The following is a 24,551-nucleotide window of genomic DNA, read 5'->3' on the forward strand; positions in this document are numbered from 1 at the left end:
ATTTTTATTCTGATAAATAGCCTCCATGTGTTTTAAAAATTTGCCGAATATTAATTTATATTTATATTAATATAATATTTTATATCAATAAATCATTAGTTACTATTAAGCTTCATTTATTGATAATGGGCAACCGATAGTCTATTCTCAAGAACAGGAAAAGGTGAATAAGTAAAACTTGGCTAAGCCAAGCCTTTTTAACAATTGCACTTCGGCTGCTCGCTCGCAGCATCTTTCACCAAAAGTCATTTACTTTCTTTTCTCTTGGCTTTATTAAAATCTGCTGTTGTTTTTTTAATCGTTTATTACCCTGTGTTCACTTGCCGCGGGCGCACCGCGAGCCTCCTCAGACAAGCTAATATCTGCGAGGCCCGTCTGGCACGCTATTCCCGCAGGCGTCTCACACATTGCCTTTTCATCAAAAAACAAAATTAAATTTAAACATAGCTTTTCTCTTAAAAACAAGAGCGTCTGCGCGATCAATCGATCGTGAGACGCTCTTTCAATAACACTTTTCATATTTTTGTATATTAACGTATCATGCGCCAACTGCTTTGCATAAGACTAATCACTAGTTCAATCTGCTGCCAAGCAGGAGTCCACTGAAAACAGCCATCATGCCGAAAACATAAGACCCACCGATGTAGATCCAGAAAAACACCCGCTGCTTTCGCCGCATCAATTCAAAACTTTCAACCATCAGCGTTGAAAACGTTGTATAGGTACCGATGAATCCAGTTCCCGCAAGTAGTGCCAATGGTTTGGAAAAGCCAATCGCTGTAATGAAGCCCAGAGCAAATGCTCCGCTCAGATTAATCACGAATGTGGCGAGCGGAAAGGGCCCGTGCCAGAGTTGCTTCATCCATTTGGTCGCGAAAATACGAGCGAAGACACCAAATAATGCCCCGAGTGCGACAGCAGCGTAATTAACGAGCATGAGTCGTCCTCCTCTTTCGCGTCAGCAAGTATTTGCTGAATTTGTACCCAATTAGGCAAGCGATCAAGCCGCCAATAGCACTAAGCAGAAAGTAAACCGCTGCTGTCAGATACGCCCCGCGTTGCATTGCCTGTGCCGTCTCCAACGTGAACGTAGAAAAAGTTGTAAAGGAGCCGACAAAGCCCGTACCGATTATCGACACAAAGCGCTGTGAAAACCCGGGAATCCAAACTAAAAAGCGAGTAACAAATGCGAGCAAAAAGCAACCAACAAGGTTAATTAACAAAGTCGCAAATGGAAAAGCATGGGAGGGTATCATCCATTCCAACGAATATCGGGCAAGAGCCCCTAAAATACCAAATAAAGCAAAAAGAAAATAAGACAAAATCGGCTCCTCCTGACCAAAAATGTTCCCTGAGGAATGAAATCGACCACTTAGATGAATCCTACCCTCAAGTTCACGCGTTTATGTGTTCCAAATGTTGATGCTTCAATGCCGGAAAAACAATCCTATCAAAAATGCCGACCAGCGGTCCCTGGAAAGCCAAGGCAAAAATCGTCCCTACGTTGATGGCATAGAGCTGGCCCATTTGAAACCAGCAGAAAAGGATGATCAGTACCGGTGGCGCGAACGTAACTAACTGAGCGATTGCCGCACTGCCTTTAAAATACTTAAAACGAATAATTTGCATCAGATCATCACACGGATGCAGCATCAGATTCACACGTTGATAAATCGAAATAGCCATTGCAATGAGGACAACCCCCGTGCAATCGAGTAGAATACGGAACACGACCGGAAGGGTATTGATATTTTCATTCAAAAAGACTTGGCTTGTCAACCCAACCAAATAACTGAACGGTATGAGAAAGATTAAATTGCCGATCAGGCGCTGCCACTCGATCCGGCGAAGAATAAGTGCATTAATCACCATAACAAGCACACCAAACCCAAATAACGTTGTGCCAACGGGTATCCCTGTTAAATACGTCATGTTTACTGAAGAAGCCGTCCATAAAGCACTTCCAAGATTAATAGACACCGTTAATGCGTTGCCTAACGCATTAATAACAATTGATAAAAGAAAATAGGCGATATTTTCATACATGGGTACACGTCTTTCGTGAATCATTTGCACATTAATTTCCCCTTCATCTGAAACTCTAAATCTAACTTTAATACTTAAGCCTTTCATCCATCAAGATCAATTTTTTCAAAAGCTTCGGTTAAGCGCCTCCGTTGCAATTCCAGCGCTACAAATAGATTTGTCCCGATGATCGCAGCCATTCAAATGCCATTGATTCTATGGAATCATTTGATTTATGATGGATGCATCAGGTTCTAAGTTAAGGATGTGTTCGAATGAAGCCGATCGGTTCGAGTCTGTCTTACCTTCTGCTATTCTTCGGCGTCTTCGCCTTGTCGACATCAGGTATCTTTGCCGTACTTGCCGATGCGCCAGCACCAATTACCGCAGGCTATCGGATGTTATTCGCCGCACTAATCCTTTTACCCGTCCTTCTGTTTAATCGGACACATCTGCTTGAATTGCGTCATCTTTCTATCAAACAATGGCTGCTTGGCCTGCTTTCAGGCATTTTTCTCGCCGCGCATTACACCCTCTGGTTCGAGTCGCTCCATTTCACTTCCGTGGCTAGCTCTGTCGTTCTTGTCACCTTGCAACCACTTTTTGCATTCGTTGGCGGTTATTTTCTGTTCCACGAACAACTGACCGGACGGATGATGGTTGGTGGTTTATTAGCAATTGCTGGCAGCGCGCTGATTGGCTGGCAGGATTTTCAGATCAGTGGCCTTGCACTTATAGGCGATGGACTGGCATTCCTCGCTGCTGGTGTGATTACCGGCTATTTCTTAGTCGGTCAAGAGATGCGCAACTATCTGTCGCTTGTGCCTTATTCGATCATTGGCTATGGTAGCAGTGCTGTAGTCCTGTTCATTGTCTCTGGTATTTCTGGTGTCTCGTTGATCAACTATTCTGCTCGCGACTGGCTCTGTTTCATCGGCTTGGCGCTTGTTTCAACCATCATGGGACAGACCATCTTCAACTTTCTGCTGAAGTGGATGAATGCCTCGACCATTTCGATGAGTATTCTCGGCGAACCGGTCGGCACATGTATCCTTGCTTTCATTATTTTGAAACAAGGAATTAGCCTGCAGCAATTTACCGGTATATTGATCATTTTAAGTGGTATTACAATCTTCTTGTTCCGCCCGAAAATTCGCAGCTGATTTTTTCATTAATGATTCCGCCGTGAATCGTTCGAACCCCGTGTTAATCATGCGAATGAAGCAACAGAGCAGTTGCTTCATTCGTTGTAGCTTGTCTATTTATTATAAAGGCTCTGTAAAGTCTTTTGTTGTTTTCAATCATTAAATTGCCATGTGCTCGCTTGTCGCGGGCGCACCGCGAGCCTCGAACAGGCAATAATCTGCGAGGCCCGTCTGGCACGCTGTTCTCGCAGGCGTCTCACACATTGTTTTTTACGGGAAAAACAGCATTATAATTTAACAGAGCCATAATAAAAGTGTCGCAATACATATAATTGGAGGGAAAAATCAATGGCATTAATGACAATTAGCTTCCGTTCCGAAGTCTTAGACTTGCAAACCCACGTCAATGTGTTGATTCCTGACCAATGGTCGCCAGATAACCCGCCAGCCACACTCTATTTGTTGCATGGCTTGTCCGGCGACTACTCCAGCTGGATACAGAAGACTTCCCTGTTGCGCTATGCTGAAAAATTGCCGCTTACAATTATTATGCCGAGCGCCGATCGCAGCTTTTATACCGATATGGTTTATGGCAATCGTTACTGGACTTACCTGACAAAGGAATTGCCGGAACGCTTGCAGACTTGGCTGCCGCTTGCCACCACTCGCAACAAATGCTTTGTTGGCGGCCTATCCATGGGTGGTTACGGTGCGCTTAAGTGGGGGTTGAATTATCCCGAACAGTTTTCCGGTATTATCTCAATGTCCGGCGCCGTTGATTTACAGGCGATGGTCGAGCGCGCGCCAGAATATCTGCCCGGTTTCCAAATGATTTTCGGCGATCTGAAGAAATTCTCGCAGTCTGCCAACGATTTATTCAGTCTCGTCGATAAAGTATCCGATCAGGGCCGCTATCTCCCAGACATTCTGCAATTCTGCGGAACTGCAGATTTCCTTTACGCAGATAATCTTGTATTTAAAGCAAAGCTTGACCGTTCGAAGCTGCCGCATCGTTTTTCCGAGAAAAACGGTGTCAAACATGAGTGGTCCTATTGGGATGAGACAATTCGGTATACGCTCGATTGGATTGCAGAAAAAATTGGGGACACAACAGATAACACATCAAATAACACTTCATCCAATAGCCAGGAGGGGCAGGATCATGACAAATAAAACCATTGACCTTTTATTGAATCATCGTTCCATTCGCAGTTTCACCGATCAAAAGTTGACCGAAGAACAGGTTGATACACTCGTTCAGGCGGCGCAACACGCATCGACGAGCAACTTTTTTCAACAATACACCATTATCGATGTGACCAACCCCGAAAAAAAGAAAAGACTAGCGGAAATCGGCAACCAGGCTTATATCGCCGAGGCGGCGCGCCTTTTCATTATGGTCGCGGATATGCAACGCAATGCGACTATTGCCAGAGAAAAGGGGCAACCGGACACCGTCTACCGATCAGCCGACTTTTTTCTTCGCGCCTTTAGTGACACGGTGATCGCCGCGCAAAATATTGTCGTTGCTGCGGAAAGCATGGGCCTTGGCGCGGTTTACCTTGGCAGCGTCCTGAACGACGCCCAGGCTGTGATTGACTTGCTGCGTCTGCCGGAGCTGACCTTCCCGGTTTTCGGCCTTGCCATTGGCTATCGAAATCAATCGCCGCAGCTTAAACCACGGCTACCGAAAGAAGCCGTGTATCATCAAAACAGCTATCAGCCGATCGAAGATCCGCTTGATGCGCTCCAGGCTTACGACAAGACGGTGAATCAATACTATGATCTACGCGATGCGAACCGCCGTGTCGATACATTTACGAACCAAATTGCCAAGGCAGCGTCTTCTGTTCAGTCCGAAAACCGCAAGCAGATGCTGAACACGTTGAAACAACAAGGATTCCTTCAATACTGAAAAACAAGGTCTTTACCGGACGTTAATGAGAAAAATGAGGCTTTGCCAAGTTTTTTTATAACAATTTCGCTCCGACTGCTCGCTTGCCGCGGGCGCCGCGCGTCTCCTCAAACAAACTGGAATCTGCGGGGTCTCACCTGGCTCGCTTTTCCCGCAAGGCGCCAGCGCACCTGCGCTGCATTTTTTATACTTTTGACCTGGGCAAATCCTTTTTTGTAACAATCCGCTTCAACTAACGCATTTTATTCGTTGATGATTCTGGCTAAGAAAAATGGGTCACAGCCAGGCCTTTTGCAAAAATTGTGCTCTGACACTCGCTTGTCGCGAATGCCAGAGTGCCTTCGTTGGATTTTTCGCCAAAAGATATATGCTTTACTGAATAAAAAGAATCGGATCGATTGACCCGATTCTTTTTATTTTTTATTGCTGCGCCGCAACCAATTGAGCAATTGAAAGAGCGTCTGTTGATTTTCTTCAGGCATTGGGAATTTTGCAATCTCTTCTGCTGTCTGCACATAAGGCGATGCATCAATATAGTCACGATCATGCTCAAGGAGCGATGCGACACTGTCCGTCTTTGCTTCCATATGGAATTGGAGACCAACTGCCTGACACTTGTAGACAAACCCTTGATTCGCACAGGCGTCGCTTTCAAATAAGCGAACAGCGCCTTCGGGTACACCGAACGTTTCGCCATGCCAATGCAGCGGCGTCAAAGTTTCCGGAAGGAACGGAAGCAGCGTCGCTGTACGCCGAATGGGAAACCAGCCAACTTCCTTCTTACCAACACCTACTGTCGCGCCGAGTGTTTTGGCAATCTGCTGCGCGCCCAAGCATACACCGAATACCGGAACATTAGCCGTCAACGCCTCAGCGATGCAGCGGCGTTCTTCCGTAATCCATGCGGGCCCCTGATCATTCACACTCATCGGGCCACCAAGAATCACAAGAAATTCAAGGGTATCGCCAGGCGGCACTGCATCATTTTCAAAAAGTTTATGTATCACCAATTGGTCTTGATGACTGGCCGCCCAATCACTGATCGCCGCCGGTCCTTCACAGGCGACATGCTGAAACACATCGATTCTCATTTCGCCATCCCCATCCTGCTCATTTACAGTGAATCTTATCATTGTTTCTTTGTGGCGACAATCGATTCTGTAAAAACGTATGAAAGTTCATTGACAGGTGCACGAACATCCGTTTATTTTAAACGTGTGGAGCAAAAGGCGTAACAAAGCGTCTCGTTTTCCACGACTGACCATTATACTGCTTTGTATCATTTCTTGCCTGACTATTCCGAAGCTATATAATAAACCGCAACCAAACAAACGGTAATGAACATTGCATGATAAGCTGATTATAAGGAGACCGACAGATGGCCGACACTGTGCTGATTGAAGATCAAACTGTATTTATTGAGTCGCTTGAAGCTGATATGCATTTGAAAAATTGCCGGATTGACAGCCGCGGATTCAGAAAACTTCTGACCGACGTCACTTTTACCAATTGTGATTTCCTGATTCGCGATTTTTCGCGAACCGAATGGCTGGATTGCGTTTTCTCTAATTGTGATTTCTCTAATTTTTCTTTTGCGCATGCCGTTTTATACCGTGATCAATGGACAACATGCAAGATGGTCGGCACAGATTTCAGCCAAACGTCCAGCAAAGATTCACGTTTTAAGGATTGCCTGATGACGTATGCATCATTTCCAGACGCAACGCTGACCAACATCAATTTTGAGTCCTGTCAGTTGAATGAGAGTTTTTTCCAGCATGTCCAGCTCAAGAATGTCGTTTTTAAGCAGTCCCACCTTGAGCAAGCGGATTTCAGTGAAACACTGCTGAAAGGGGTGGACTGGTCAAGCTGCACGATTGATGGCATCCGGATCGATATGCCGCTTGCCGTTGGCTTAAAAATAGACGCTTTCCAAGCGGCACCACTTGTCGCCTCATTGGGTATTGAAATAACTGGTGAAGGCACTGGGTGTATTTAACAGTTGTTGAAACGACCGCCGCGTGTTTCCACAAGTGAATCCTGTTTTAGTCCATTCTGAAATAAAAAAGCCAAAATTGACGCAACAATCGCCTATCCGTTCACTGGATAGGCGATTAAAACCGCTCTTACCTTCTCACTCGAAAAGAATGATGGCTGATGCGGAACCGATGCCGCGGGAGTCCACGCATAAACGTCATCGACTGCTGCATCGCATTTTTTGTATTAAAGGCTGTGCCGCCGTTCGAAAGATTAGACGGGACAAGCAGCAGACGGCTTGCCGAGCTAGCAACCGCCAGTGGATGAATTCTGTTCGCTGCAGCAGTCACAGAAGTACTATTGGCCGATACATTCGTGTACTGAACCGTCCCTGTATTCGCCAACGGATACAAATTGCCACTTCCGTCTGACGGATCTTCGCTAATCCATTCAGCAGAAGTACCCATACCCTGCACATACGCTGTATCAACACTTACAGTCACCGTTTTCGTGATTCTCTGCCGCTTTGGTGTTGTAATAGAAAAATGCAGCGCCCATGTACCCTCGTTATTCTGCGAAATACTTGTACTTATCCGCGAACCGACTGGAACAGTACCAATATTCTGGGCAGTAGCCGGTAGTTTTTCCCAAAAAAGTGCAACTACCTCTTGTTTACCGGACATCTCTTCAATCGTGCCAAGTTGCAGCAAATCCGATGAACTGTAACCGCCTAAACCTATCCACTGAGCGCCAAGCGCCCCAGAAGTCCCGTAAGCGATCGGAACCGTCCAGCTGCCCGACACGAGATGGTAAGGTGATGAATGATCAGCTGCCGTAACGGTATATCCGGCCCAATTGGTTGACTTTTCGGTTCCGGCTGGCAATTGAATCCGATTGGAAACCGCGCGTATATTTCGCCGTACGGTATATCTGTATACAACCTTATGAGCTGTTTTTGCTTGAACAGGCGAACTGCCGCTCGGAAAAAATGGAGCAATCACTAGCGCAGTAATGACCAGTAAAAGCGGATATCCTCTTTTGACCATTTTCAATCCTTCTTTCTGGGATGACTTAACAAATTACCATCGTTCCCTCCTGATTATTATCGATCAGTTATTATCAATCCTAAAGACTCGTTACGCGAAAAACGACCCATTTCTTATTTACATCAAATGCATTCCGGTCGCTCGCTTGCCGCAGAGATTCTGGATCTTGGCCACATTTTAGCACACAATCATAGTTATTCTGAACGTATGAAAATTTTTTCACTATTACATTAGCTGCCTTATCTAAAAAAAGATAGAATTTGAGATTCTTGTTAGATAAAGATCTAAGTAAAACTTGGCTAAGCCAAGTCCCTTTTTTAACAATTGCGCTTGGGCTGCTCGCTTGCCGCGGGCGCCGCGCGTCTCCTCAAACAGGCTGGAATCTGCAGGGTCTCACTTGGCTCGCTTTTTCCGCAAGGCGCCAGAGCACCTGCGCTGCATTCTTCGACAAAAATCATAGGCTTTCTTAAAAAAAAAAAGCTTCGTTCGGGAGCTTTTCATTTGCCTTGAATTTTATAAATCTTTGAAACGCAGCTTATTGTGCAAAAAATTCTTCATATAACGCCTGTACGGCTTTTTCCTCGACATTTTCCCGGACACCAAACATCATGCTCGTCTCCGAGGAGCCTTGATTGATCATTTCGATATTAATACCAGCCTTTGCAAGAGCTGTTGAAGCTCTAGCCGCGGTCCCGACTTCTTGACGCATCCCTTCGCCAACAAGCATGATCAGCGCCTGATCATGCTCCACATGAATTTCATCTGCATGCAGTTCTTCTTTAATCCGCCGGACAATCGTGGCTTCAATTTCGTCATTCATTTGATCCTGGCGAACAATGACGGTAAGGTCATCAATACCTGATGGCACATGTTCAAAAGACAAGCCGTAGTCTTCCAATATCAATAAGATTTTCCTACCAAACCCGACTTCCCGATTCATCAAGTATTTGCCGACATAAATACTGCAAAAACCATCGTCGCTGGCAATCCCAACAAGCGGTCCATTCGTGTTCTTGCGCGCGCTGACAATTCGCGTTCCTGGGGCCTCTGGATTGTTGGTATTCTTGACGTTGACCGGTATTCCTGCTCGAAAGGCTGGAATCAACGCTTCATCATGAAAAACAGAGAAGCCGCCATAAGACAATTCGCGCATTTCCCGATAAGTCAGCTCACGTATTTCTTTTGGATTCTTGACAATATGCGGATTGACCGTGTAAACGGCATCGACGTCGGTAAAGTTCTCATAAAGATCGGCTTTGACCGCATTCGCAAGGATTGAACCGGTGATATCGGAACCACTGCGCGAGAATGTAACCACTTCGCCCGCTTTATTGATACCGAAAAAGCCAGGAAAAACGATGATGCCCGCATGATTTTTCAGATTGCTTAGCTGTTCATAGGCCTCAGGAAGCGCTTGGGCATTGCCCGGATCGCTGCTGACAAGCAAGCCCGCCTCTTGCGGTGATACATAACTCGCCTCCATGCCTTTATGTTGAAAGACCGCTGCGATCAGTTTCGCGTTATTGTCCTCGCCGCTCGCCTTGAGCGCTTCCGTGAAAGCCACCGGATTCGATTGATCGCCCTTAAGTAGCGTATTTAGATCATCCGTAATTCGAGCGATAATTGTATAGGAAAGCTTGAGTTCCTCAGCAATACGTTGATAACGCTCAATGATCGCGTCCACAAGCTTACTTGTGTCTTCTCCATGCAGCGCGCGCTCGGCGCAGCTGATCAGCATATCTGTAACTTTCAAATCATCGGCAAACCGCTTACCGGGAGCCGATACAATGACGATTCTTCGTTCTGAATCAGAAGCAACAATATGGCAGACTTTCTCAACCTGCGTGCCGGAAGCGAGCGAGCTTCCGCCGAACTTAACAACTTTCATCCCCACAACCCCTACTTTTTTGCGAATGTATCACTAGTATCACTCATTTCATACCAATAATCAAAACTATTTTGCAATTTTGACGGTTTTTTTCTTTAAATTTCAAAGATTTGTAACGCCCGCTCTTCTCACTTTTCTGGTGAATGATGCCCCGTTTATGAAAAGCGCTCCTGTCACTAAGTGGACAGAAGCGCGTTATCTCATTTTATTATTGGGGTTATCAATCTCCAGCCTACGGATGGCCGATTAAATCTACTATTACCAAAAAGCCTTTTATCAGTTCCATTCAATGGGAATCGCATAGTGAATCGGATCTTTTCTGCCAGCTTCCTTAAAACCTTTAATACGAAGTCGGCAACTATCACAGGTTCCACATGCTTGCTCATCGCCGTTATAGCAGGACGTCGTCAATTCATAGGGTACCTTTAATTGAGTGCCCAATTGAATTGTTTCCGCTTTGCTTAGTTGCATCAATGGCGTTTCAATAGTCAGACGATGATCGCTGACACCCGCACGCGTTGCCCGATTGATTGTCTCCGTCATGCTACGGATGAATTCGGGGCGACAGTCGGGATAACCACTATAATCCACTGCTGAAACGCCAGTAAAGATCACCGAGGCACCGATTGTTTCAGCGAAAGCCGTAGCTAAGGAGAGAAAAATTAAATTACGTGCGGGTACATAAGTCACTGGGATGCCCGGATTCTCTTCATTTTGCGGCACATCAATTGCTCGATCGGTCAATGCGCTTCCGCCAATCTGTTGAAAGAAGTCAAGCGAGACAATCCGGTGTTCCACCGCGTCAAAGAAGGCGGCGATTTTGCGCGCCTGCTCCACTTCACGAGCATGCCGTTGCCCGTAATCAAAAGTGATCGGGTATAGTTCATAACCCTGGTAACGAGCAATGCCCATACAGGTTGCACTGTCCAACCCACCGCTTAATACCACGACTGCTTTTCTGCCCAACGTTCCTGCATCTCCTTTTTCAGGTGCTCCTACTTATCAATCAGCGATTGTCTATTTTCTCCGGATACAAATCATGATGGCTGAGCCGTTCAAAAGCAACCTGTTCCCAACGTGTGCCCGGCTTTCCATAATTCACATACGGATCGATGCTGATGCCGCCGCGAGGCAGGAATTTTCCCCAAACCTCAAGATATTTTGGATCCATTAACTGGATTAGATCATCGGCGATTTTATTGATGCAATCCTCATGAAAATCACCGTGGTTACGAAAACTGAAAAAATAGAGTTTGAGCGATTTGCTCTCGACCATCCGTTGGGCAGGTACATAGCTGATATAAAGCGATGCATAATCCGGTTGATGGGTAATGGGGCAAAGGCTTGTAAATTCAGGGTAATTGAATTTCACAAAATAATCGCGATCTGGATGTGCATTCTCAAACGTCTCGAGTAAACTCGGATCATAGTCGAAAATAGAAGCAGCCTTGTTATTGCCAAGCGACTGTAAATGATCCTTTTGACGATCCGTCATCCCGCGTTCTCTCCTTCCAATTGACTTTCTCCTTGCAGCACGCCTGTTTTTCTGCCGCGGATCCAGTGCACGATAAGGTAGATAAACGGCACGCCGATAACAGCATAGGAAAATTTCAGGACATATTCTGTCCCAATCGTTGCTAAAATTGCTGGTATGGGTAAGATACCGGCGAAACCAACAAACATAAAGACCGTCGAATCGGCCAATTGGCTAATCGCCGTGCTTAGCAAACTACGCAGCCAGAGCATTTTCCCATGCGTCCGCCGCTTCAAGCCAGTGAAAAGAGCAATATCCAGTGTTTGCGAAAGGCTGTAGCCACACAAAGAGGCCAGCACCGTACGCGGCATGGCGCCGAGTATTGTTGCAAATGCTGGTTCATTTTTCCAAAACGGCGCTGCTGGCAAATGTATCGCTGCCTGTAACAGGAGGATAAAGAGCACATTGGCAAAGAGACCGATCCAGACGATTCGTTGGGCAACCGGCTTGCCCCAACATTCTGTGATACTGTCCAAGACAAGAAAAGTGAGTGGATAGATGATAATGCCAGAGGTCATGAAGAAGCCGCCGACGGAGAAAAGTTTCGAAGCGACAAGATTCGCTGCGATCAAGCAGGTCGAAAAGACCATAGCAAGGATGAGTAGCTTAAAGGATACAGCTGTTCCGTGTTGCGAAGAATTCATAGGTTTTAACACTCCCGTAGTTTTTTTGGTAGGGCAGAGGAGGGTCTCGAACTCTGCCAAGCCTGCAACTACTGAGTATAACGGCTTTTCAGAAAGCCGGCAAGTGCAATACCAATAGAAAATTGTAACAGGTAATCCCCCGTGGAAATCAGATAAAAAAGAAAATCCTCGATCTCTTGCTTTGTGATCAGACGAAGCCCATCCAGGAATCAGTCTGCTTGCAAGTAGATCTCAATTCGCTCTTTTCCTTTGCCAAGGTTTCTTCTTTTTAAATGAATCGGTCCGATTTCCCCTGTGCGTCGAATGTGCGTCCCGCCGCACGGCACTTCAGCAAAGCCATCGATTTTCCAATATCTTCTTTGATTCACTTCATCGCTGAATGCGCTGATAATCGGCCTATCGTCTGCGATCATTTGATTGACCCGATTGCTCAATTCAGGGAAAATTTGGGCGATGCTCCCTTCCCAATAAAAATCGATTCTTGCCTTATCTTCATTAATATTGGCGCCGATTTTCTCTGGATGTCCAAAAAATTGATAGACATTTTCGAGCACAAGTTCCGCCGCAAAATGAAGGCGCATTAAACGATAGCGTTTGGGCCAGTCGATAGTGACGATGACCGTGTCGCCAACTTGCAGTTGCTGACTCTCAGTCAGTTCATAGACAATTTCTTTTCCATCTTTAGTGGCGGAAAGGATCGGATAGTCACCTATCGTTCCGGCATCCGATTCTTGTCCGCCGTTAAACGCATAGGCAATCGTCTGATCGAGCGTCACGAAGCGCCCAGAAACACTGGTGATAACTGCGTTTATTTCTTGCAAATAAGGATCCCGCCAAAAAATCTTTTGAACGGCCATGCCTTTCAACCTCCACATATGACTCGGTCTTGCAACTAGTATAATCAATTAACAAGCATTATTCTATAATTATTAATAATATTCTATCAATTCTAACTATCACTAAACATTTTTGCACGAAAATCCCATATTTTTCACTAAACGGCCGCTACAAGAGGATGAAATTAGTCATTGTGCGCGAGTTGCTCTTTCTTTAGTTCGCGAATGTCCTCCTGATGCACTTTGCCCCATTGCCGCATGGCTAAAATGATCGGAGACAGTGTTGCCCCAAACGGCGTCAGCGAATATTCAACTTTCGGTGGGACGACAGGATAGACTTCTCGATGGATCACTCCGTCTTCTTCCAACTCGCGCAGTTGCAACGTCAACATCCGCTGGGTCACGTCCGGAATCAGTCGCCTGAGTTCATTGAACCGCAATGGCTTATTTTGCAAGTGATAAAGAACGACACCCTTCCATTTCCCGCCGATGACCGACAAGGTGACTTCGACAGGACAGGCCCTATTCAGAAAGTCTAAATAACTCGCATAGTTTTTTTGATAATTTTTCAATTCAAGCAGCTCCAATATCACAGTATCTTTTTGTATACTATACCACATATTTGTTTGTACTTATATTTTTGCTACCAATGTATTATAGTTAAATTATTGAGCGCGTAAATCTTGGAGGGATGTCTCATGACAGAAATGAAAGCCGTTGGTCTGTATAAATACTTGCCGGCAAGTGATCCGGAATGCTTTGTCGATGTATCTGTGCCCAAGCCAGAGCCAAAAGGCCATGACTTGCTTGTGCGTGTTCAAGCGATTTCGATTAATCCAGTCGATACGAAGGTACGCGCACCAAAGGATCAGGTTGAACCAACGCCGAAAATATTAGGCTATGATGCGGCTGGTATCGTCGAAGCTGTTGGTGAAGCAGTGACGCTCTTCAAACCAGGCGATAAAGTCTATTATGCAGGCGCCATTAACCGCTCAGGCAGTTATGCAGCCTATCAATTAGTGGAGGATGCCATCGTCGGTCCGATGCCTCAGAATCTGAGTTTTGCGGAAGCCGCCGCAATGCCGCTGACAACAATCACCGCTTGGGAAGCATTAGTGGATCGTCTTGGCATACCCGCCGAACGCGGTGCAAGCAAAGGAAAATCGATTTTGATTATCAATGCGGCCGGCGGTGTCGGCTCGGTCGCAACACAGCTCGCCAGCTATTTCGGTCTGACCGTGATCGGCACAGCTTCACGCCCGCAAACCGAAGCCTGGACGAAAAAGCATGGCGCCGATTTTGTCATCAGTCATCGGCAGGAATTTCTGCCGCAGCTACAGGCCATCGGGTTTGCGGAGGGCGTCGATTACATTCTCTGTCTCCATTCTACTGACCGCCATTGGAAAAATATGGCCGAGGCCATCAAGCCACAGGGACGGATTGCTTCGATCGTGGAAAATGAACAGCCGCTTGAACTCGGTTTACTGAAAAGCAAGAGCGCCTCTTTCTCATGGGAATTCATGTTTACTCGTCCCGTCTATCAAACGCCGGATCGCATCAAACAGCATCAATTGCTAGAAACCGCAGCACAGTTAATGGAGCAAGGCATGATTCAGTCGACGATGCATGAACAGTGGCAGGGCATCAACGCTGCAAATATTCGCCTTGCCCACCAACAGATTGAGGCCAATCAATCGATCGGTAAGCTCGTTATTCTCGCCTGAGACGCTGTTCCCACAAGGCGTCTCACACATTACTCTTGGGTCAGAAAAACAACATTAAATTTAAACATAGCTATTGAGATAAACTTGGCCTAGCCAAGTCTTTTTTTCCAAAAATTGCGCTCCGGCTGCTCGCTTGCCGCGGGCGATCCGTGAGCCTCCTCAGACAGGCTAGAATCTGCGGGGTCTCACTTGGCTCGCTTTTCCCGCAAGGCGCCAGAGCGCCTTCGCTCTATTTTTTGTGCAAAATCTTATACATGCTTATCATTTAAAAAAGAAGCAGACTTCCATAGCTGCTTCTTTTTTAATATCTTTAACTCAATTAATCAATCAGAGGAAGCTGCCTATTCTTCGCGGATGCCGTCATGAAACCGGTACAGAAACAAGTACTGATCTGGTTCTCTGCGGACCAATTGAAAAGCGCAATTAACCACAACTTTGATCGAGGCGTCGTTCCCTTTTACTATTTTAGCTGTAATCCCGCGGCACCTCGGACACGTACGCGCCCACTCGACCATAGCGGCTAAAGATTCCGTCATCAATCCTCTGCTGCGGAATTTCGGCGATAGGCTGTAGCCGATTTCTGTGCATCCGTTTATGCCAGGGAAGCCTTTGAAACCGATAAAGCCAATACCTGTTCCACTCGCCTTATCAATAATCAACCAATAAGTGTACCAAGGCTGCCATTCTTTATCAGCGTGTGACATTTTGGTAAGCTTTTTAGCGATGGCGATCTGCACCGAATCAGAGATGGCATCCGGATCGATCGCCATCACATTTCGTGACTTTTCATTATTGTTGATTTGTTTCATTTCATTCGTTGTTAAGGGTTTAATGAATAGTCTGCTTGTTTCTATTTTAATTGTATCCGTCATTCTAGGCCTCCTTGCCGCAACCTTGTCAGCCCTTTCTGAATCTCTCGCTAATCATTGCTTTCTTCTTCCTCGGGATGCAAAGCTTCCCATCCTTCATTGAAGATAAAATAAACGAGAACAAGCGCAAACAAAGAATCCGCCCACCACCATTTGAATGCTGCGGTCAGTCCCGTGCCGAGAATTACAGTTAAAGCCATGTAGGCGCAAACGAGATTGCACATTGCGTCCTCCGCCAATGCGGCACTGCCGATGGCTCGGGCAATCTGCTTTTTCCGCACCATCAACCATGGCATGAAAAGAGCGGAGCCTATCGCTAAAGCAAGTCCAGAAAAACTGGTTTCAGCAGTATGACGCGCCAACAAATGAGCAAGTGACGCAACAACCGTATAAAAGGCAAGCAGAATCAGTGCCCAGCCGACAAGGCGTGATGAAAGCCGTTCGGCTTCGTCGACCTTGGAGGCATCGCTTCCTCGCGCCTCCACCCGAAGACGCCAGATTAATACACTGCCCGATCCCATTTCAATCAGACTGTCCAAGCCAAAACTGATCAAAAGTAAAGAGTGGGCCGCAAGCCCTGAATAAACAGCCACAATCCATTCAACAGCCATCCAGAGCACCGATAATACTTCGAGTCGTATTCCTGTTTTAATCAGCTTTGAACGATTCATTTTTCCTCCGCTATCTAATCTGCTTGTAGTCAACTTGTCCGTCAAGACCACAATTCTGTTCTTCCTCGACTATAGCACATGAGCAATTATTAGAAAAAATTGACGAAGCCAAATCCTTGGACGGCGGCTGAGTCTTAGTTTTTTCTTTACATTAACCATTCTTAACGTATGAGAAAAACTTGGCCTTGCCAAGCCTTTTCTTCAACAAATTCGCTTCGGCTGCTCGCTTGCCGCGGGCGATCCGTGAGCCTCCTCAGACAGGCTAGAATCTGCGGGGTCTCACTTGGCTCGCTCTTCCCGCAGGCGTCTCGCGCCTTCGCTTCATTTTTCGCACAAAATTTTATTCTTTCTTTTCGGTTGTTCTTATGTAAAAAGGGATGTCTCAGTTTTTGAGACATCCTCAGTCTAACTTGTATGCTTTAGTTGATAACCGGACTGGACGTACCACTGGCCACTGTGCTTCTAAGCCGATGTTCATCATAAATCATTAATACGCCGAACATAAGCACGTACAAACCGAGCGGAATCCAGGCGTAGTTCACCTTGATCATCGACAATGTGGCGTTGTTTTGTGCGTGATTGGAAACATAACCGGACAAATGGAACAGCCAAGCCGTCACCATCCCGCCAACACCGAGCCCCATATTCACACCGAAATCATCGGTCGACGCGAGAATGCCTTCAGCCTGAATGCCCATGGCGCTGCCGTAACGGATCGTGTCGGCAATCATGATTGAGACGAGGCCGATAATAAGACCGTGTCCGACAGAATTAATAAAGATTCCAGTAAACAATGTTGCCAGAACATGCGTGTACACACCAAACGTCAGAATCGCCTGACCGATAAAGGCAATAGCGATGCCAAGCAGCATTGTCCTCTTCTTTCCGAGTCTTCTTGACACCTGAACAATCAAAAGTACCCCGATCAGGGCTGCTAACGTAAAACTGTTCGCTATTGGCACAAGATCTTCGCGTTCAAGCGTATATTTGAAGTAGTAAATCGTCGTTTGATTTTTAATCGCTGTCGTCAACCAGTAGAGAAAAATGACGACAGAGATGATCAGCCATGGCTGGTTCCGAACAAGCATGCTAATCACTTTTTTTATCGGCTGATGGGCGATCTCAGGATTACTGAACCGCTCACGCACATGAAAAAAGGTGTTGATGATGAGCACTAGTGAAATGCAGCCAAATAAGCCGATCGTCAATAGAAATCCCTGTTGCTGATTCCCATGGCCAAAAAACGCGACAAGCGGCAATGTGAAAACTGCCACAATAATTTGCACGGAACTACCGAAAAATTGGCGAATGACACCGAGCACAGTCAATTCCTGCTCGTTTTCCGACAGTGTTGGCAAAATCGATGTAATCGGCAAGTTCACAGCCGTATAGAGAAAACCAAGACCCAAGTAGGTCACATAAGCCCATACCAGTTTCCCCGTATGTGAAAAGTCCGGCGTGACAAAAGTCAGAACGGCAAAAATCACATAAGGCAGGGCATACCAAAGAAAAAACGGACGGCTTTTGCCCCAGCGCGAATGCGTGCGATCAATCATTAGCCCAATGATAAAGCTCTCAACAACATCAAGGACTCGGGCGACAATAAAAAGAATCGCCACTTCAGCAGGACCAAGGCCATAAACATCCGTATAAAAGAACAGCAGGTACGTCGTCAGCATTTGAAAAACGAGATTATCTGCAGCATCGCTCAGGCCGTAGCTAATCCGTTCCGTCCAATTCGTCTGCCATTTCGCTTCCATAGAAACCTTCCTTTCTAATGACTAGGAAAGTGCAAGGCGCTCCGCGTCATTCTTTTTTCCCGTGCGTCAGTCGGCGGTACACTTCGTCGCCGATCAGATCATTAGTTTGCATCCAAGCGATGTGTCCGAGTGCTTCGGAAAGATGCTCTTCAGCAGGCTGATCTTTTGCGTCCGGTATGGTTTTCATCGCTGGCATCATTCCTAAATGGAAGGCCGCCCAGACCGCCAGCCCAAAGGCAGCCCCGTCTCCTGCTTTGATTTTCGGTTCGTACTGCGCAAGGACCTCGTAGAGCACTGCGAAAGACGTGGAAAAACCAAAATGAACCAAATAACTCACCCAAGGCAAGTCATGTTCGGAATAACGGTACGTTGCATGTGTTGCCGATTCGGGCATTCCAAGCTGCTGCAATAATTTTTGCGGTGGATTGGTCGCATCGCGTTCCGGCGTCCGTGGCGGCAGAATATTTTCCCAACCAAGCTTGACCAATCCCGAAACAACTCCGGCGACAATCCCAGCCTTTACAGCGGCTTTTATATTCGGTGAATGCTTGTCTTTATTTTTGAAAAAGGGCATGTCCCTTACTCCTTCCAGCTTTCTTGTTTATTGTTCGTATCCGTATTGATTAGTATAATCATTTTTTTTCGTTCAGTCGTCTAATAAGTCTTCCATTTGAGAGATGGCACGTTATTTTTCTATTCATTTATAAAATCAACGAATTCAGAAAAACTTGGCTTTGCCAAGTCCTTTTGTAACAATGCGCTTCGGCTGCTCGCTTGCCGCGGGCGATCCGTGAGCCTCCTCAAACAAGCTGAAATCTGCGGGGTCTCACTTGGCTCGCTTTTCCCGCAGGCGTCTCGCGCCTTCGCTGCATTTTTTGCACAAAAGTTTTGTACATTCTTTACTTATAAGAAAAACCGGGCAAAACCGCCCAATCCTTGTTTGCAATAATTACGTTTCGATCGCTCGCTTGCCGAGCCATTAACAAAAAAAATGTCAGGCAAATAATTCTTGAAATAGCCGTTGATTCTACCAGATGCAGACTCTGGACTAATATTAACGCACCAGGGTGGTCTTGTTTTCATCCGATAGACTCTTACTCGAATCTCGGTTGTTCTTGCTATACGTATCAAAAAAATTGTTCAGATTATCAGCAAAAAAGGCAAGGCCACCGGCATTCAATGCTACAGTTATCGTCTGAATCGTGCCTAGCTTTTCGTCTGTCGGAGATTGGCGAAAGTCAAGCAATGCTTGATAATACGCAGCAACGAGCTTATAAAAAGTAGTCTGTGGTACAGGAGGGTAACTAGCAACAATTGCAAGCGCCGCGGCACAAGCTTCATCATTGTTATTCTGAATACACTTTTCAGCAAAGTTAAGCGCAATTGCCATAATTATAGTGTCACGGTCACGATCGGCTGTCCTTCGCCGCCCGGCTTGGCGGAAAACCGACTGAACGAGAGGACGGATGTCAGCTATTGTATAGAGCGACATGCAGTTCGCAAGCAGTGCTAACGAGCCATTGGACCAATGTTCCAGAAGAAAAAGCCATCGTTTCAGCTCAGCCTTATCCACTTCGTTTATCGCCTCGTAATCGTCATCCAAAGCAGCAGTGATAAATTTCATCTGCAGCTCAAGTTTCTCTATTTCACCATTAGGTAACTCGATTTGATCGATTTCACTCTTTAATTTTTGCAGTGTCCGACGATCGCCACGATAAAAGGCATTGCCGACCATGTTGCAGATGCTGAGCGGCTATTGGGCTGATCGCGCGCAACGAAAAATACATGCGATGGTTTCCACACGACTAGTGCAAGCTGGGCTCTTCCTGCTTATCGCCTGCCTCATTGGAAAGTCATCAAGTTTGATTATCTTCTTCACTCTCTTACTCATTAACTTTATCTGCGACTTACTTGGGCAATACAGCAACGGCATTGTTTTGCCGCTACTGAAGCACTTACTCCCTGCATCAGATATGAAAAATGCGCTGTCATTGACTACAGCCGGCACTGAAGTCATAAAGCTTGTCTGCCAAGGAGCCGGCGCCGGATTAATTGTTCTGCTGCACCATCACTACGCACTGTTTGCCGTGATCAACGCGGTCACCTTTCTGTTAGCAGCATGTCTGGTCATACAGCAACGCCATCTCATTGCCCCGCCGGAAAAGAAGCCAGCCAAACTATCGGCGCGACCTACGCGACGTCCCTTTCTCCATGAAAGCTGGAATTCAATCCGCCAGCTGCACCATCAAACAGCACTCTTCCCACTGCTCCTTCTCTTTTTCTTTGTCAATGCGGTAGACAGTAGTAGCGACGCGCTTGTTAGCCTCACCCTTGTCGGTTCACCATCTTTCTGGATTGGAAACTTCGGTAACACGGTTGCGACATGCAATATGCTCTTTTCAGCCGGTCTAATTCTCGGTGCACTGCTGAACCACGACTGGTTAAAAAACTGTAAATTAACCTCATTGCTGAACATCACACTAATCGCCTCGCTTACTATCAGTCTTAATTTCATCTTTCAGGGTACCGTGTGGCTGCTGTTCGCCGCCATGTTCGTACTGGCCTATGCACTCGGTAAAATCGGGCCGCGTTTTTCCGCACTCATGATCGAAAGAACCGATGAGAGGCGTCTTGCTGCAACGGCCGGTGCTGTCAATACGCTACTTCTGCTCGGCGCACCGCTTGGTCAAAGTATTTTTATGACTCTGGCCAATGTATCAGGCATCCGCATCTGTTGGATGCTTTACAGCGCGCTAGCCGCACTGTTGATCATTTTTTCACTATTCACCAAACATAAATTAAAGATACAGAGGGAAAACCACATGCTTTCAAAATAGATTTATCTATTATGCTTCCAGTTAATCGAATTAAAAAGGAGATGAAGCAAAATGAGTAAGAGAAGTCATGAAACTCAAACAATGATTGAACAGAGCAACGTCTTGCGTGAAAAGCTAAATGATGCGAATAAGACCTATTACGAGCAGTTGCTTCTCTATACTCGCACAACCGGTCTGTTCAATGATGACTACGAGGTTGAAACCCTGCTGCTGCAAATTCTCCAGGACATTCTCTCTGCGCAGGCAAACAGTCAATCGGCTGTAGATTTTTGGCAGCAGCCCGCAGGACGCCACCAATGAAGCTGATCGAACAACTGAGTAAAGCAAGACATTTCCGCCAAATTAAACAATAAAGATGACTGACAGGGCGACTTGTGAGGTGCTGGGTTTTTTTCTTCGTCGCTCTAAAAGATTCTGCCTTATAAGAAAAATTTGCCGTAGCTAAATCCTCTTTCTTATTGAGTGTGTTCCGGGTGTTCGAGTGTCTCCGCCATTTTACGTATTAAAGAGGCACGCAATTTGTCACATGTTGACGGTTTGCGTGCCTAACTTGCTTCATACACTTTATCGCGGACTGATTCATGCATCACATTAGCTACAGTATATTTTCAACGCATCGCGCAAAAACTCAGCACCGCCGGGAGCGATGGCTTCATAATAAGCTTTAAAGCGCGGGTCATCGACATACATCTGCGCAAGTCCAAGATGGGCTTCTTTTGAATACTGTGGCCAATAGTAGCCGAGCCACTCTTTATGCAGCGCGCATGTTTTTTGCGCCAGTTCACTGTCGGGTTGCCCTTGCTCGACGGCTTTTTTTAAATAAACATTTAATTGATTGGACAGTTCCTGCGCTTGTTCATACTGCCTCGCAGTTAAGCCTTTAAGCTTCGCGTTGCTTTGATCCACCACATCATCGCCATATTTTTCACGAATTTCCTTACCATACTGTTTTTCATTATCGTTAATTAGCTGCTGCTTAAAGCCTTCAAATTTTTCCTCGTCGCTCATTGTTAGCTCTCCCTTCAGCGAAGCAATCGTTTTTTCCACATTGGTAATCAGCAATCCCGTCTGCGCTTGCTTTTCTTTCAACACCAACAGATGATCTTGTAGCGCCTTGAGGCTATCATAATCGTCCGCCTCAATCATCTGCTTCACTTCGGTGAGCGAGAAGCCTAATTCGCGATAAAACAAAATTTGCTGGAGTCGATCGACTTCTTTTTGCCCATAGACGCGGTACGCATTATCCTGCTGGCGCCCCGGTGTCAATAGGCCAATCTGATCATAATAACGCAGTGTTCGCGCACTGATTCCCGCTAAAGCTGCCAGTTCATTGATACTGTACGTCATAGACATCCCTTCTTAAGAAACAAACTAAATGCTCTAGGAGAATCATAATCATCCTGGCCAGAAGAAGATTACATCTTTATCGTAAACGATGACGTAGCGTCAAGGTCAATCGAGAAAACAAAAGTTTAGATTAGAGGCTACATTCAATCACTTATTTCATTTAAACTAAGAGTACAAAAGGTATTGAAAGATAACAGCAGACAAAACCGTTCAACGTGGGGTGTTTTTTATGTGGCTTGCGATGCTACATGGATTTTTGCTTGCATTCAGTCTGATTCTTCCATTAGGTGCGCAGAATATATTTATTTTTATTCAAGGTGTACAAGCCGAGCGCTTCATCCGCACGTTACCGGCTGTGATCACGGCGGCTTTGTCGGACACGCTATTGATTGGTCTCGCAGTGGAAGGGATCTCTTTGATCCTTTTCGAATACCCTTTCGTGCGTCACTTTCTGCTGATTGCCGGTATTGTTTTTCTTATACGCATCGGTTGGTCAATCTGGAGAAATGCAGCTACTATTCGCAGCGCTGATCTTCACCCATTCTCTTCCTGGGAACAAATCAGCTACGCACTGTCTGTGTCGCTTCTGAACCCGCATGCGATCATGGATACGGTTGGCGTGATCGGCACGAATGCACTGAGTTATTCTGGAAATGAAAAATGGGGATTTGCCTTAGCCTGTGCCGCCGTCTCATGGCTATGGTTTTTCAGTCTTGCTTTTATCGGCAAGTCTTTGGGACAAGCCTCTGCGATCAATCGATTGCTTCCACTGATCAATAAATTGTCCGCGTTAACAATTTGGCTCGTCGCGTCTTATTTACTCGTAAAGCTCGTTACGGAACTTGCTTGAACCTCATGATTCTTGTATTTGATTCTATTAGTGACATCAGCATCTTTCGCTTCACCAGGCATACACGTCGAATCACCCAAACCAACGGACCATTATTTCCGCCAGAAAGTAGAACAATCGGCCTTCTCCGAGATATTAAACGCAATCATTTTCTCAAGTAACGAGAAATCAACCGGACTATCCCAGCGGATACGTACTAACTGTTTGGTGTGATCATAGCCCGCCTGCACAATTTCATCAGAGAAGCGTACAATACCTGCCCGCTCAGGACCGATTGCTAAATGGTGTTTGGCTACGCTAAAGCCGATAATGAATGTGCCGTGATCGGTAAACATCGGCTGATTCCACGCGATCCTTGGCTCTAAACTCGGAAATTTCTCTGTTACCCAGTTCAAAACTTCTTCCACTCGATTCCGATGTTGCGGATTGTCCATACGCGCTAAATAGTCTGCAAAAATTTCGATGATGTTCCCTCCTAAGAAAAACTTGGCTATGCCAAGTCCTTATTTGCAGCAAATGCGCTCCGGTCGCTCGCTTGCCGCGGGCGCACCGCGAGCCTCCTCAGACAGACTAGAACCTGCGGGGTCTCGCCGGCACGCTGTTCCCGCAAGCGTCTCGCGCCTTCGCTCCATTTTTTGTGCAAAATCTTATACATTCTTATCCTTCTAGAAAAACTTGGCGTGTCCAAGTCCTTTTTTAACAATTGCGCTCATACTGATTGCTTACCGACTCATAATCATTACGGTAAAAATAATTGATAGGCCTGACGCTGATCTTGTTCGTCACCTTGCATGTAGACGATTCCTGAGTAGTGGAAGCCCACCTTGGCAATGATATGCTGCATCCGTTTGTTACGCGCATGTGTATCAATACGAATTTGTTGATAACCTAGCTGGTAGGATAGTGTGAGTAAATGACTGAAGAACAAATCAGCGAGATGTTGCCCATGATAGTCTTGCGCGATCGCTATACGATGGATGGACGTATAGTGTGTGTCATTGGGTTTCTCCCAAGAGCCGTGATAAATTTTGTAATAATTCGGATCTTCTTCTTGAAGCAAGGTGGCGACTCCTGCGACCGCGCGATCAACGATCAAGACATAGCTATATTTTTTTGCAATATCCTCCTCAATAATGGAACGATTCGGATAGTTATTTTGCCATTGCGGAATCTGGTCATTGGCAAGTAAGCCCTGAGCTTGTTTAATAATTTTCATGATTGCAGGTATATCGTTCGTTGTCGCTAAACGTACAAATTGAGTGGCCATATCGTTATCTCCTTTAACTTATTAATCGTGTCATTTGCTGATCAGGTTTTCCAAATGCTAGGGGAGGACCGATATGGAAAAAAACAGAAATATTTCATGGTAACGCTTTTATGTCTTTTGGTACTAGCGTTGCATAAAAATTAAAGTCTTAAATATGTGAATAATCAGAATTAGTTTGGGCCTTCTTGAATTAAAAAACTCAATAACCACTCAAGA

Annotated in this window: 27 protein-coding genes; 8 read left to right on the top strand and 19 right to left on the bottom strand. The window is 45.9% G+C overall.

Features of this window, described 5'->3' with window-relative positions; translation table 11 throughout:
* Positions 1 to 571: 571 nt before the first annotated feature.
* The 3 genes from JOC27_RS05505 to JOC27_RS05515 all read right to left on the bottom strand — a co-directional run bounded on the left by JOC27_RS05505 (position 572) and on the right by JOC27_RS05515 (position 2,070).
* The gene (locus JOC27_RS05505; RefSeq protein WP_205006009.1) at positions 572 to 937 is read right to left on the bottom strand and encodes a fluoride efflux transporter FluC; all 366 of its coding nucleotides are present in this window, start codon (positions 935 to 937) and stop codon (positions 572 to 574) included.
* Positions 927 to 1,322, bottom strand: a complete 396-nt coding sequence (locus JOC27_RS05510) for a fluoride efflux transporter FluC (protein ID WP_205006010.1) — start codon at positions 1,320 to 1,322, stop codon at positions 927 to 929. The genes JOC27_RS05505 and JOC27_RS05510 overlap by 11 nt, the downstream gene beginning before the upstream one ends.
* Before the next feature lie 73 nt (positions 1,323 to 1,395).
* Positions 1,396 to 2,070 (bottom strand): YczE/YyaS/YitT family protein, encoded by a 675-nt coding sequence (locus JOC27_RS05515; RefSeq protein ID WP_205006011.1) that lies wholly within the window; start codon positions 2,068 to 2,070, stop codon positions 1,396 to 1,398.
* Between the two features lie 230 nt (positions 2,071 to 2,300).
* Here JOC27_RS05515 and JOC27_RS05520 point away from each other — a divergent pair, with 230 nt between their 5' ends.
* From JOC27_RS05520 to nfsA, 3 genes are all read left to right on the top strand, one after another.
* Entirely contained in the window at positions 2,301 to 3,188 is an 888-nt protein-coding gene (locus JOC27_RS05520) for a DMT family transporter (protein WP_205006012.1), read from the top strand.
* 330 nt (positions 3,189 to 3,518) lie between these two features.
* Positions 3,519 to 4,343: an alpha/beta hydrolase gene (locus tag JOC27_RS05525; protein ID WP_205006013.1), complete on the top strand. Its 825-nt coding sequence runs from the start codon at positions 3,519 to 3,521 to the stop codon at positions 4,341 to 4,343.
* Positions 4,333 to 5,085, top strand: a complete 753-nt coding sequence (gene nfsA / locus JOC27_RS05530) for an oxygen-insensitive NADPH nitroreductase (protein WP_205006014.1) — start codon at positions 4,333 to 4,335, stop codon at positions 5,083 to 5,085. The genes JOC27_RS05525 and nfsA overlap by 11 nt, the downstream gene beginning before the upstream one ends.
* A gap of 413 nt (positions 5,086 to 5,498) precedes the next feature.
* Here the strand turns inward: nfsA and JOC27_RS05535 are convergent, their stop codons facing one another.
* Complete coding sequence (locus tag JOC27_RS05535; protein WP_205006015.1) at positions 5,499 to 6,176, bottom strand: type 1 glutamine amidotransferase; 678 nt, start codon at positions 6,174 to 6,176, stop codon at positions 5,499 to 5,501.
* Between the two features lie 287 nt (positions 6,177 to 6,463).
* Here JOC27_RS05535 and JOC27_RS05540 point away from each other — a divergent pair, with 287 nt between their 5' ends.
* Positions 6,464 to 7,084, top strand: a complete 621-nt coding sequence (locus JOC27_RS05540) for a pentapeptide repeat-containing protein (RefSeq protein WP_205006016.1) — start codon at positions 6,464 to 6,466, stop codon at positions 7,082 to 7,084.
* A gap of 127 nt (positions 7,085 to 7,211) precedes the next feature.
* On the opposite strand, the gene JOC27_RS05545 is transcribed toward JOC27_RS05540, so the two are convergent.
* The 7 genes from JOC27_RS05545 to JOC27_RS05575 all read right to left on the bottom strand — a co-directional run bounded on the left by JOC27_RS05545 (position 7,212) and on the right by JOC27_RS05575 (position 13,582).
* Positions 7,212 to 8,108, bottom strand: coding sequence for a G1 family glutamic endopeptidase (locus JOC27_RS05545; RefSeq protein ID WP_205006017.1), 897 nt, complete (start codon positions 8,106 to 8,108; stop codon positions 7,212 to 7,214).
* A gap of 535 nt (positions 8,109 to 8,643) precedes the next feature.
* Positions 8,644 to 9,996, bottom strand: a complete 1,353-nt coding sequence (locus tag JOC27_RS05550; protein WP_205006018.1) for an aspartate kinase — start codon at positions 9,994 to 9,996, stop codon at positions 8,644 to 8,646.
* Between the two features lie 276 nt (positions 9,997 to 10,272).
* A complete protein-coding gene (gene queC / locus JOC27_RS05555; protein ID WP_205006019.1) occupies positions 10,273 to 10,962 on the bottom strand; it encodes a 7-cyano-7-deazaguanine synthase QueC in 690 nt (229 codons plus the stop codon).
* A 40-nt stretch (positions 10,963 to 11,002) separates the two neighbouring features.
* The gene (queF, locus tag JOC27_RS05560; RefSeq protein WP_205006020.1) at positions 11,003 to 11,491 is read right to left on the bottom strand and encodes a preQ(1) synthase; all 489 of its coding nucleotides are present in this window, start codon (positions 11,489 to 11,491) and stop codon (positions 11,003 to 11,005) included.
* On the bottom strand, positions 11,488 to 12,174 hold the full coding sequence (locus tag JOC27_RS05565) for a queuosine precursor transporter (protein ID WP_205006021.1): 687 nt from the start codon (positions 12,172 to 12,174) through the stop codon (positions 11,488 to 11,490). Before JOC27_RS05565 ends, queF begins: the two co-directional genes overlap by 4 nt.
* Positions 12,175 to 12,383: 209 nt before the next feature.
* A complete protein-coding gene (locus tag JOC27_RS05570; protein WP_205006022.1) occupies positions 12,384 to 13,031 on the bottom strand; it encodes an alanyl-tRNA editing protein in 648 nt (215 codons plus the stop codon).
* Between the two features lie 164 nt (positions 13,032 to 13,195).
* Positions 13,196 to 13,582 (bottom strand): winged helix-turn-helix transcriptional regulator, encoded by a 387-nt coding sequence (locus tag JOC27_RS05575; protein ID WP_275587784.1) that lies wholly within the window; start codon positions 13,580 to 13,582, stop codon positions 13,196 to 13,198.
* A gap of 126 nt (positions 13,583 to 13,708) precedes the next feature.
* Here JOC27_RS05575 and JOC27_RS05580 point away from each other — a divergent pair, with 126 nt between their 5' ends.
* Positions 13,709 to 14,734 (top strand): zinc-binding alcohol dehydrogenase family protein, encoded by a 1,026-nt coding sequence (locus JOC27_RS05580; protein ID WP_205006024.1) that lies wholly within the window; start codon positions 13,709 to 13,711, stop codon positions 14,732 to 14,734.
* A 341-nt stretch (positions 14,735 to 15,075) separates the two neighbouring features.
* Here JOC27_RS05580 and JOC27_RS05585 read toward each other — a convergent pair whose 3' ends face one another.
* The 5 genes from JOC27_RS05585 to JOC27_RS05605 form a co-directional block, all read right to left on the bottom strand.
* Entirely contained in the window at positions 15,076 to 15,606 is a 531-nt protein-coding gene (locus tag JOC27_RS05585; RefSeq protein ID WP_205006025.1) for a GNAT family N-acetyltransferase, read from the bottom strand.
* 47 nt (positions 15,607 to 15,653) lie between these two features.
* A complete protein-coding gene (locus JOC27_RS05590; protein WP_205006026.1) occupies positions 15,654 to 16,274 on the bottom strand; it encodes a cation efflux transmembrane domain-containing protein in 621 nt (206 codons plus the stop codon).
* Between the two features lie 419 nt (positions 16,275 to 16,693).
* Positions 16,694 to 18,034 carry an MFS transporter gene (locus JOC27_RS05595; RefSeq protein ID WP_205006027.1) on the bottom strand — a complete coding sequence of 447 codons (1,341 nt, stop codon included), beginning with the start codon at positions 18,032 to 18,034 and terminating at the stop codon, positions 16,694 to 16,696.
* A gap of 46 nt (positions 18,035 to 18,080) precedes the next feature.
* Positions 18,081 to 18,608 carry a YagU family protein gene (locus tag JOC27_RS05600; protein WP_205006028.1) on the bottom strand — a complete coding sequence of 176 codons (528 nt, stop codon included), beginning with the start codon at positions 18,606 to 18,608 and terminating at the stop codon, positions 18,081 to 18,083.
* 480 nt (positions 18,609 to 19,088) lie between these two features.
* Positions 19,089 to 19,769 (bottom strand): ABC transporter C-terminal domain-containing protein, encoded by a 681-nt coding sequence (locus JOC27_RS05605; RefSeq protein ID WP_205006029.1) that lies wholly within the window; start codon positions 19,767 to 19,769, stop codon positions 19,089 to 19,091.
* On the opposite strand from JOC27_RS05605, the gene JOC27_RS05610 reads away from it, so the two are divergent.
* Entirely contained in the window at positions 19,768 to 20,871 is a 1,104-nt protein-coding gene (locus JOC27_RS05610) for an MFS transporter (RefSeq protein ID WP_205006030.1), read from the top strand. The two genes, JOC27_RS05605 and JOC27_RS05610, sit on opposite strands and share 2 nt — an antisense overlap.
* A 51-nt stretch (positions 20,872 to 20,922) precedes the next feature.
* Entirely contained in the window at positions 20,923 to 21,171 is a 249-nt protein-coding gene (locus tag JOC27_RS05615; RefSeq protein ID WP_205006031.1) for a hypothetical protein, read from the top strand.
* Positions 21,172 to 21,462: 291 nt separating this feature from the next.
* On the opposite strand, the gene JOC27_RS05620 is transcribed toward JOC27_RS05615, so the two are convergent.
* Positions 21,463 to 22,218 carry a MerR family transcriptional regulator gene (locus JOC27_RS05620; RefSeq protein ID WP_205006032.1) on the bottom strand — a complete coding sequence of 252 codons (756 nt, stop codon included), beginning with the start codon at positions 22,216 to 22,218 and terminating at the stop codon, positions 21,463 to 21,465.
* Positions 22,219 to 22,447: 229 nt separating this feature from the next.
* Between JOC27_RS05620 and JOC27_RS05625 the strand changes: the two genes are divergently transcribed.
* Positions 22,448 to 23,068, top strand: coding sequence for a LysE/ArgO family amino acid transporter (locus JOC27_RS05625; protein WP_205006033.1), 621 nt, complete (start codon positions 22,448 to 22,450; stop codon positions 23,066 to 23,068).
* Positions 23,069 to 23,160: 92 nt separating this feature from the next.
* Here JOC27_RS05625 and JOC27_RS05630 read toward each other — a convergent pair whose 3' ends face one another.
* Both JOC27_RS05630 and JOC27_RS05635 read right to left on the bottom strand, forming a co-directional pair.
* Positions 23,161 to 23,532 carry an iron chaperone gene (locus JOC27_RS05630; RefSeq protein WP_205006044.1) on the bottom strand — a complete coding sequence of 124 codons (372 nt, stop codon included), beginning with the start codon at positions 23,530 to 23,532 and terminating at the stop codon, positions 23,161 to 23,163.
* Between the two features lie 275 nt (positions 23,533 to 23,807).
* Positions 23,808 to 24,335, bottom strand: a complete 528-nt coding sequence (locus JOC27_RS05635; RefSeq protein WP_205006034.1) for a GNAT family N-acetyltransferase — start codon at positions 24,333 to 24,335, stop codon at positions 23,808 to 23,810.
* Between the last annotated feature and the right edge of the window lie 216 nt (positions 24,336 to 24,551).

The organism is Sporolactobacillus spathodeae, assembly GCF_016908935.1.
Taxonomy (GTDB): domain Bacteria; phylum Bacillota; class Bacilli; order Bacillales; family Sporolactobacillaceae; genus Sporolactobacillus; species Sporolactobacillus spathodeae.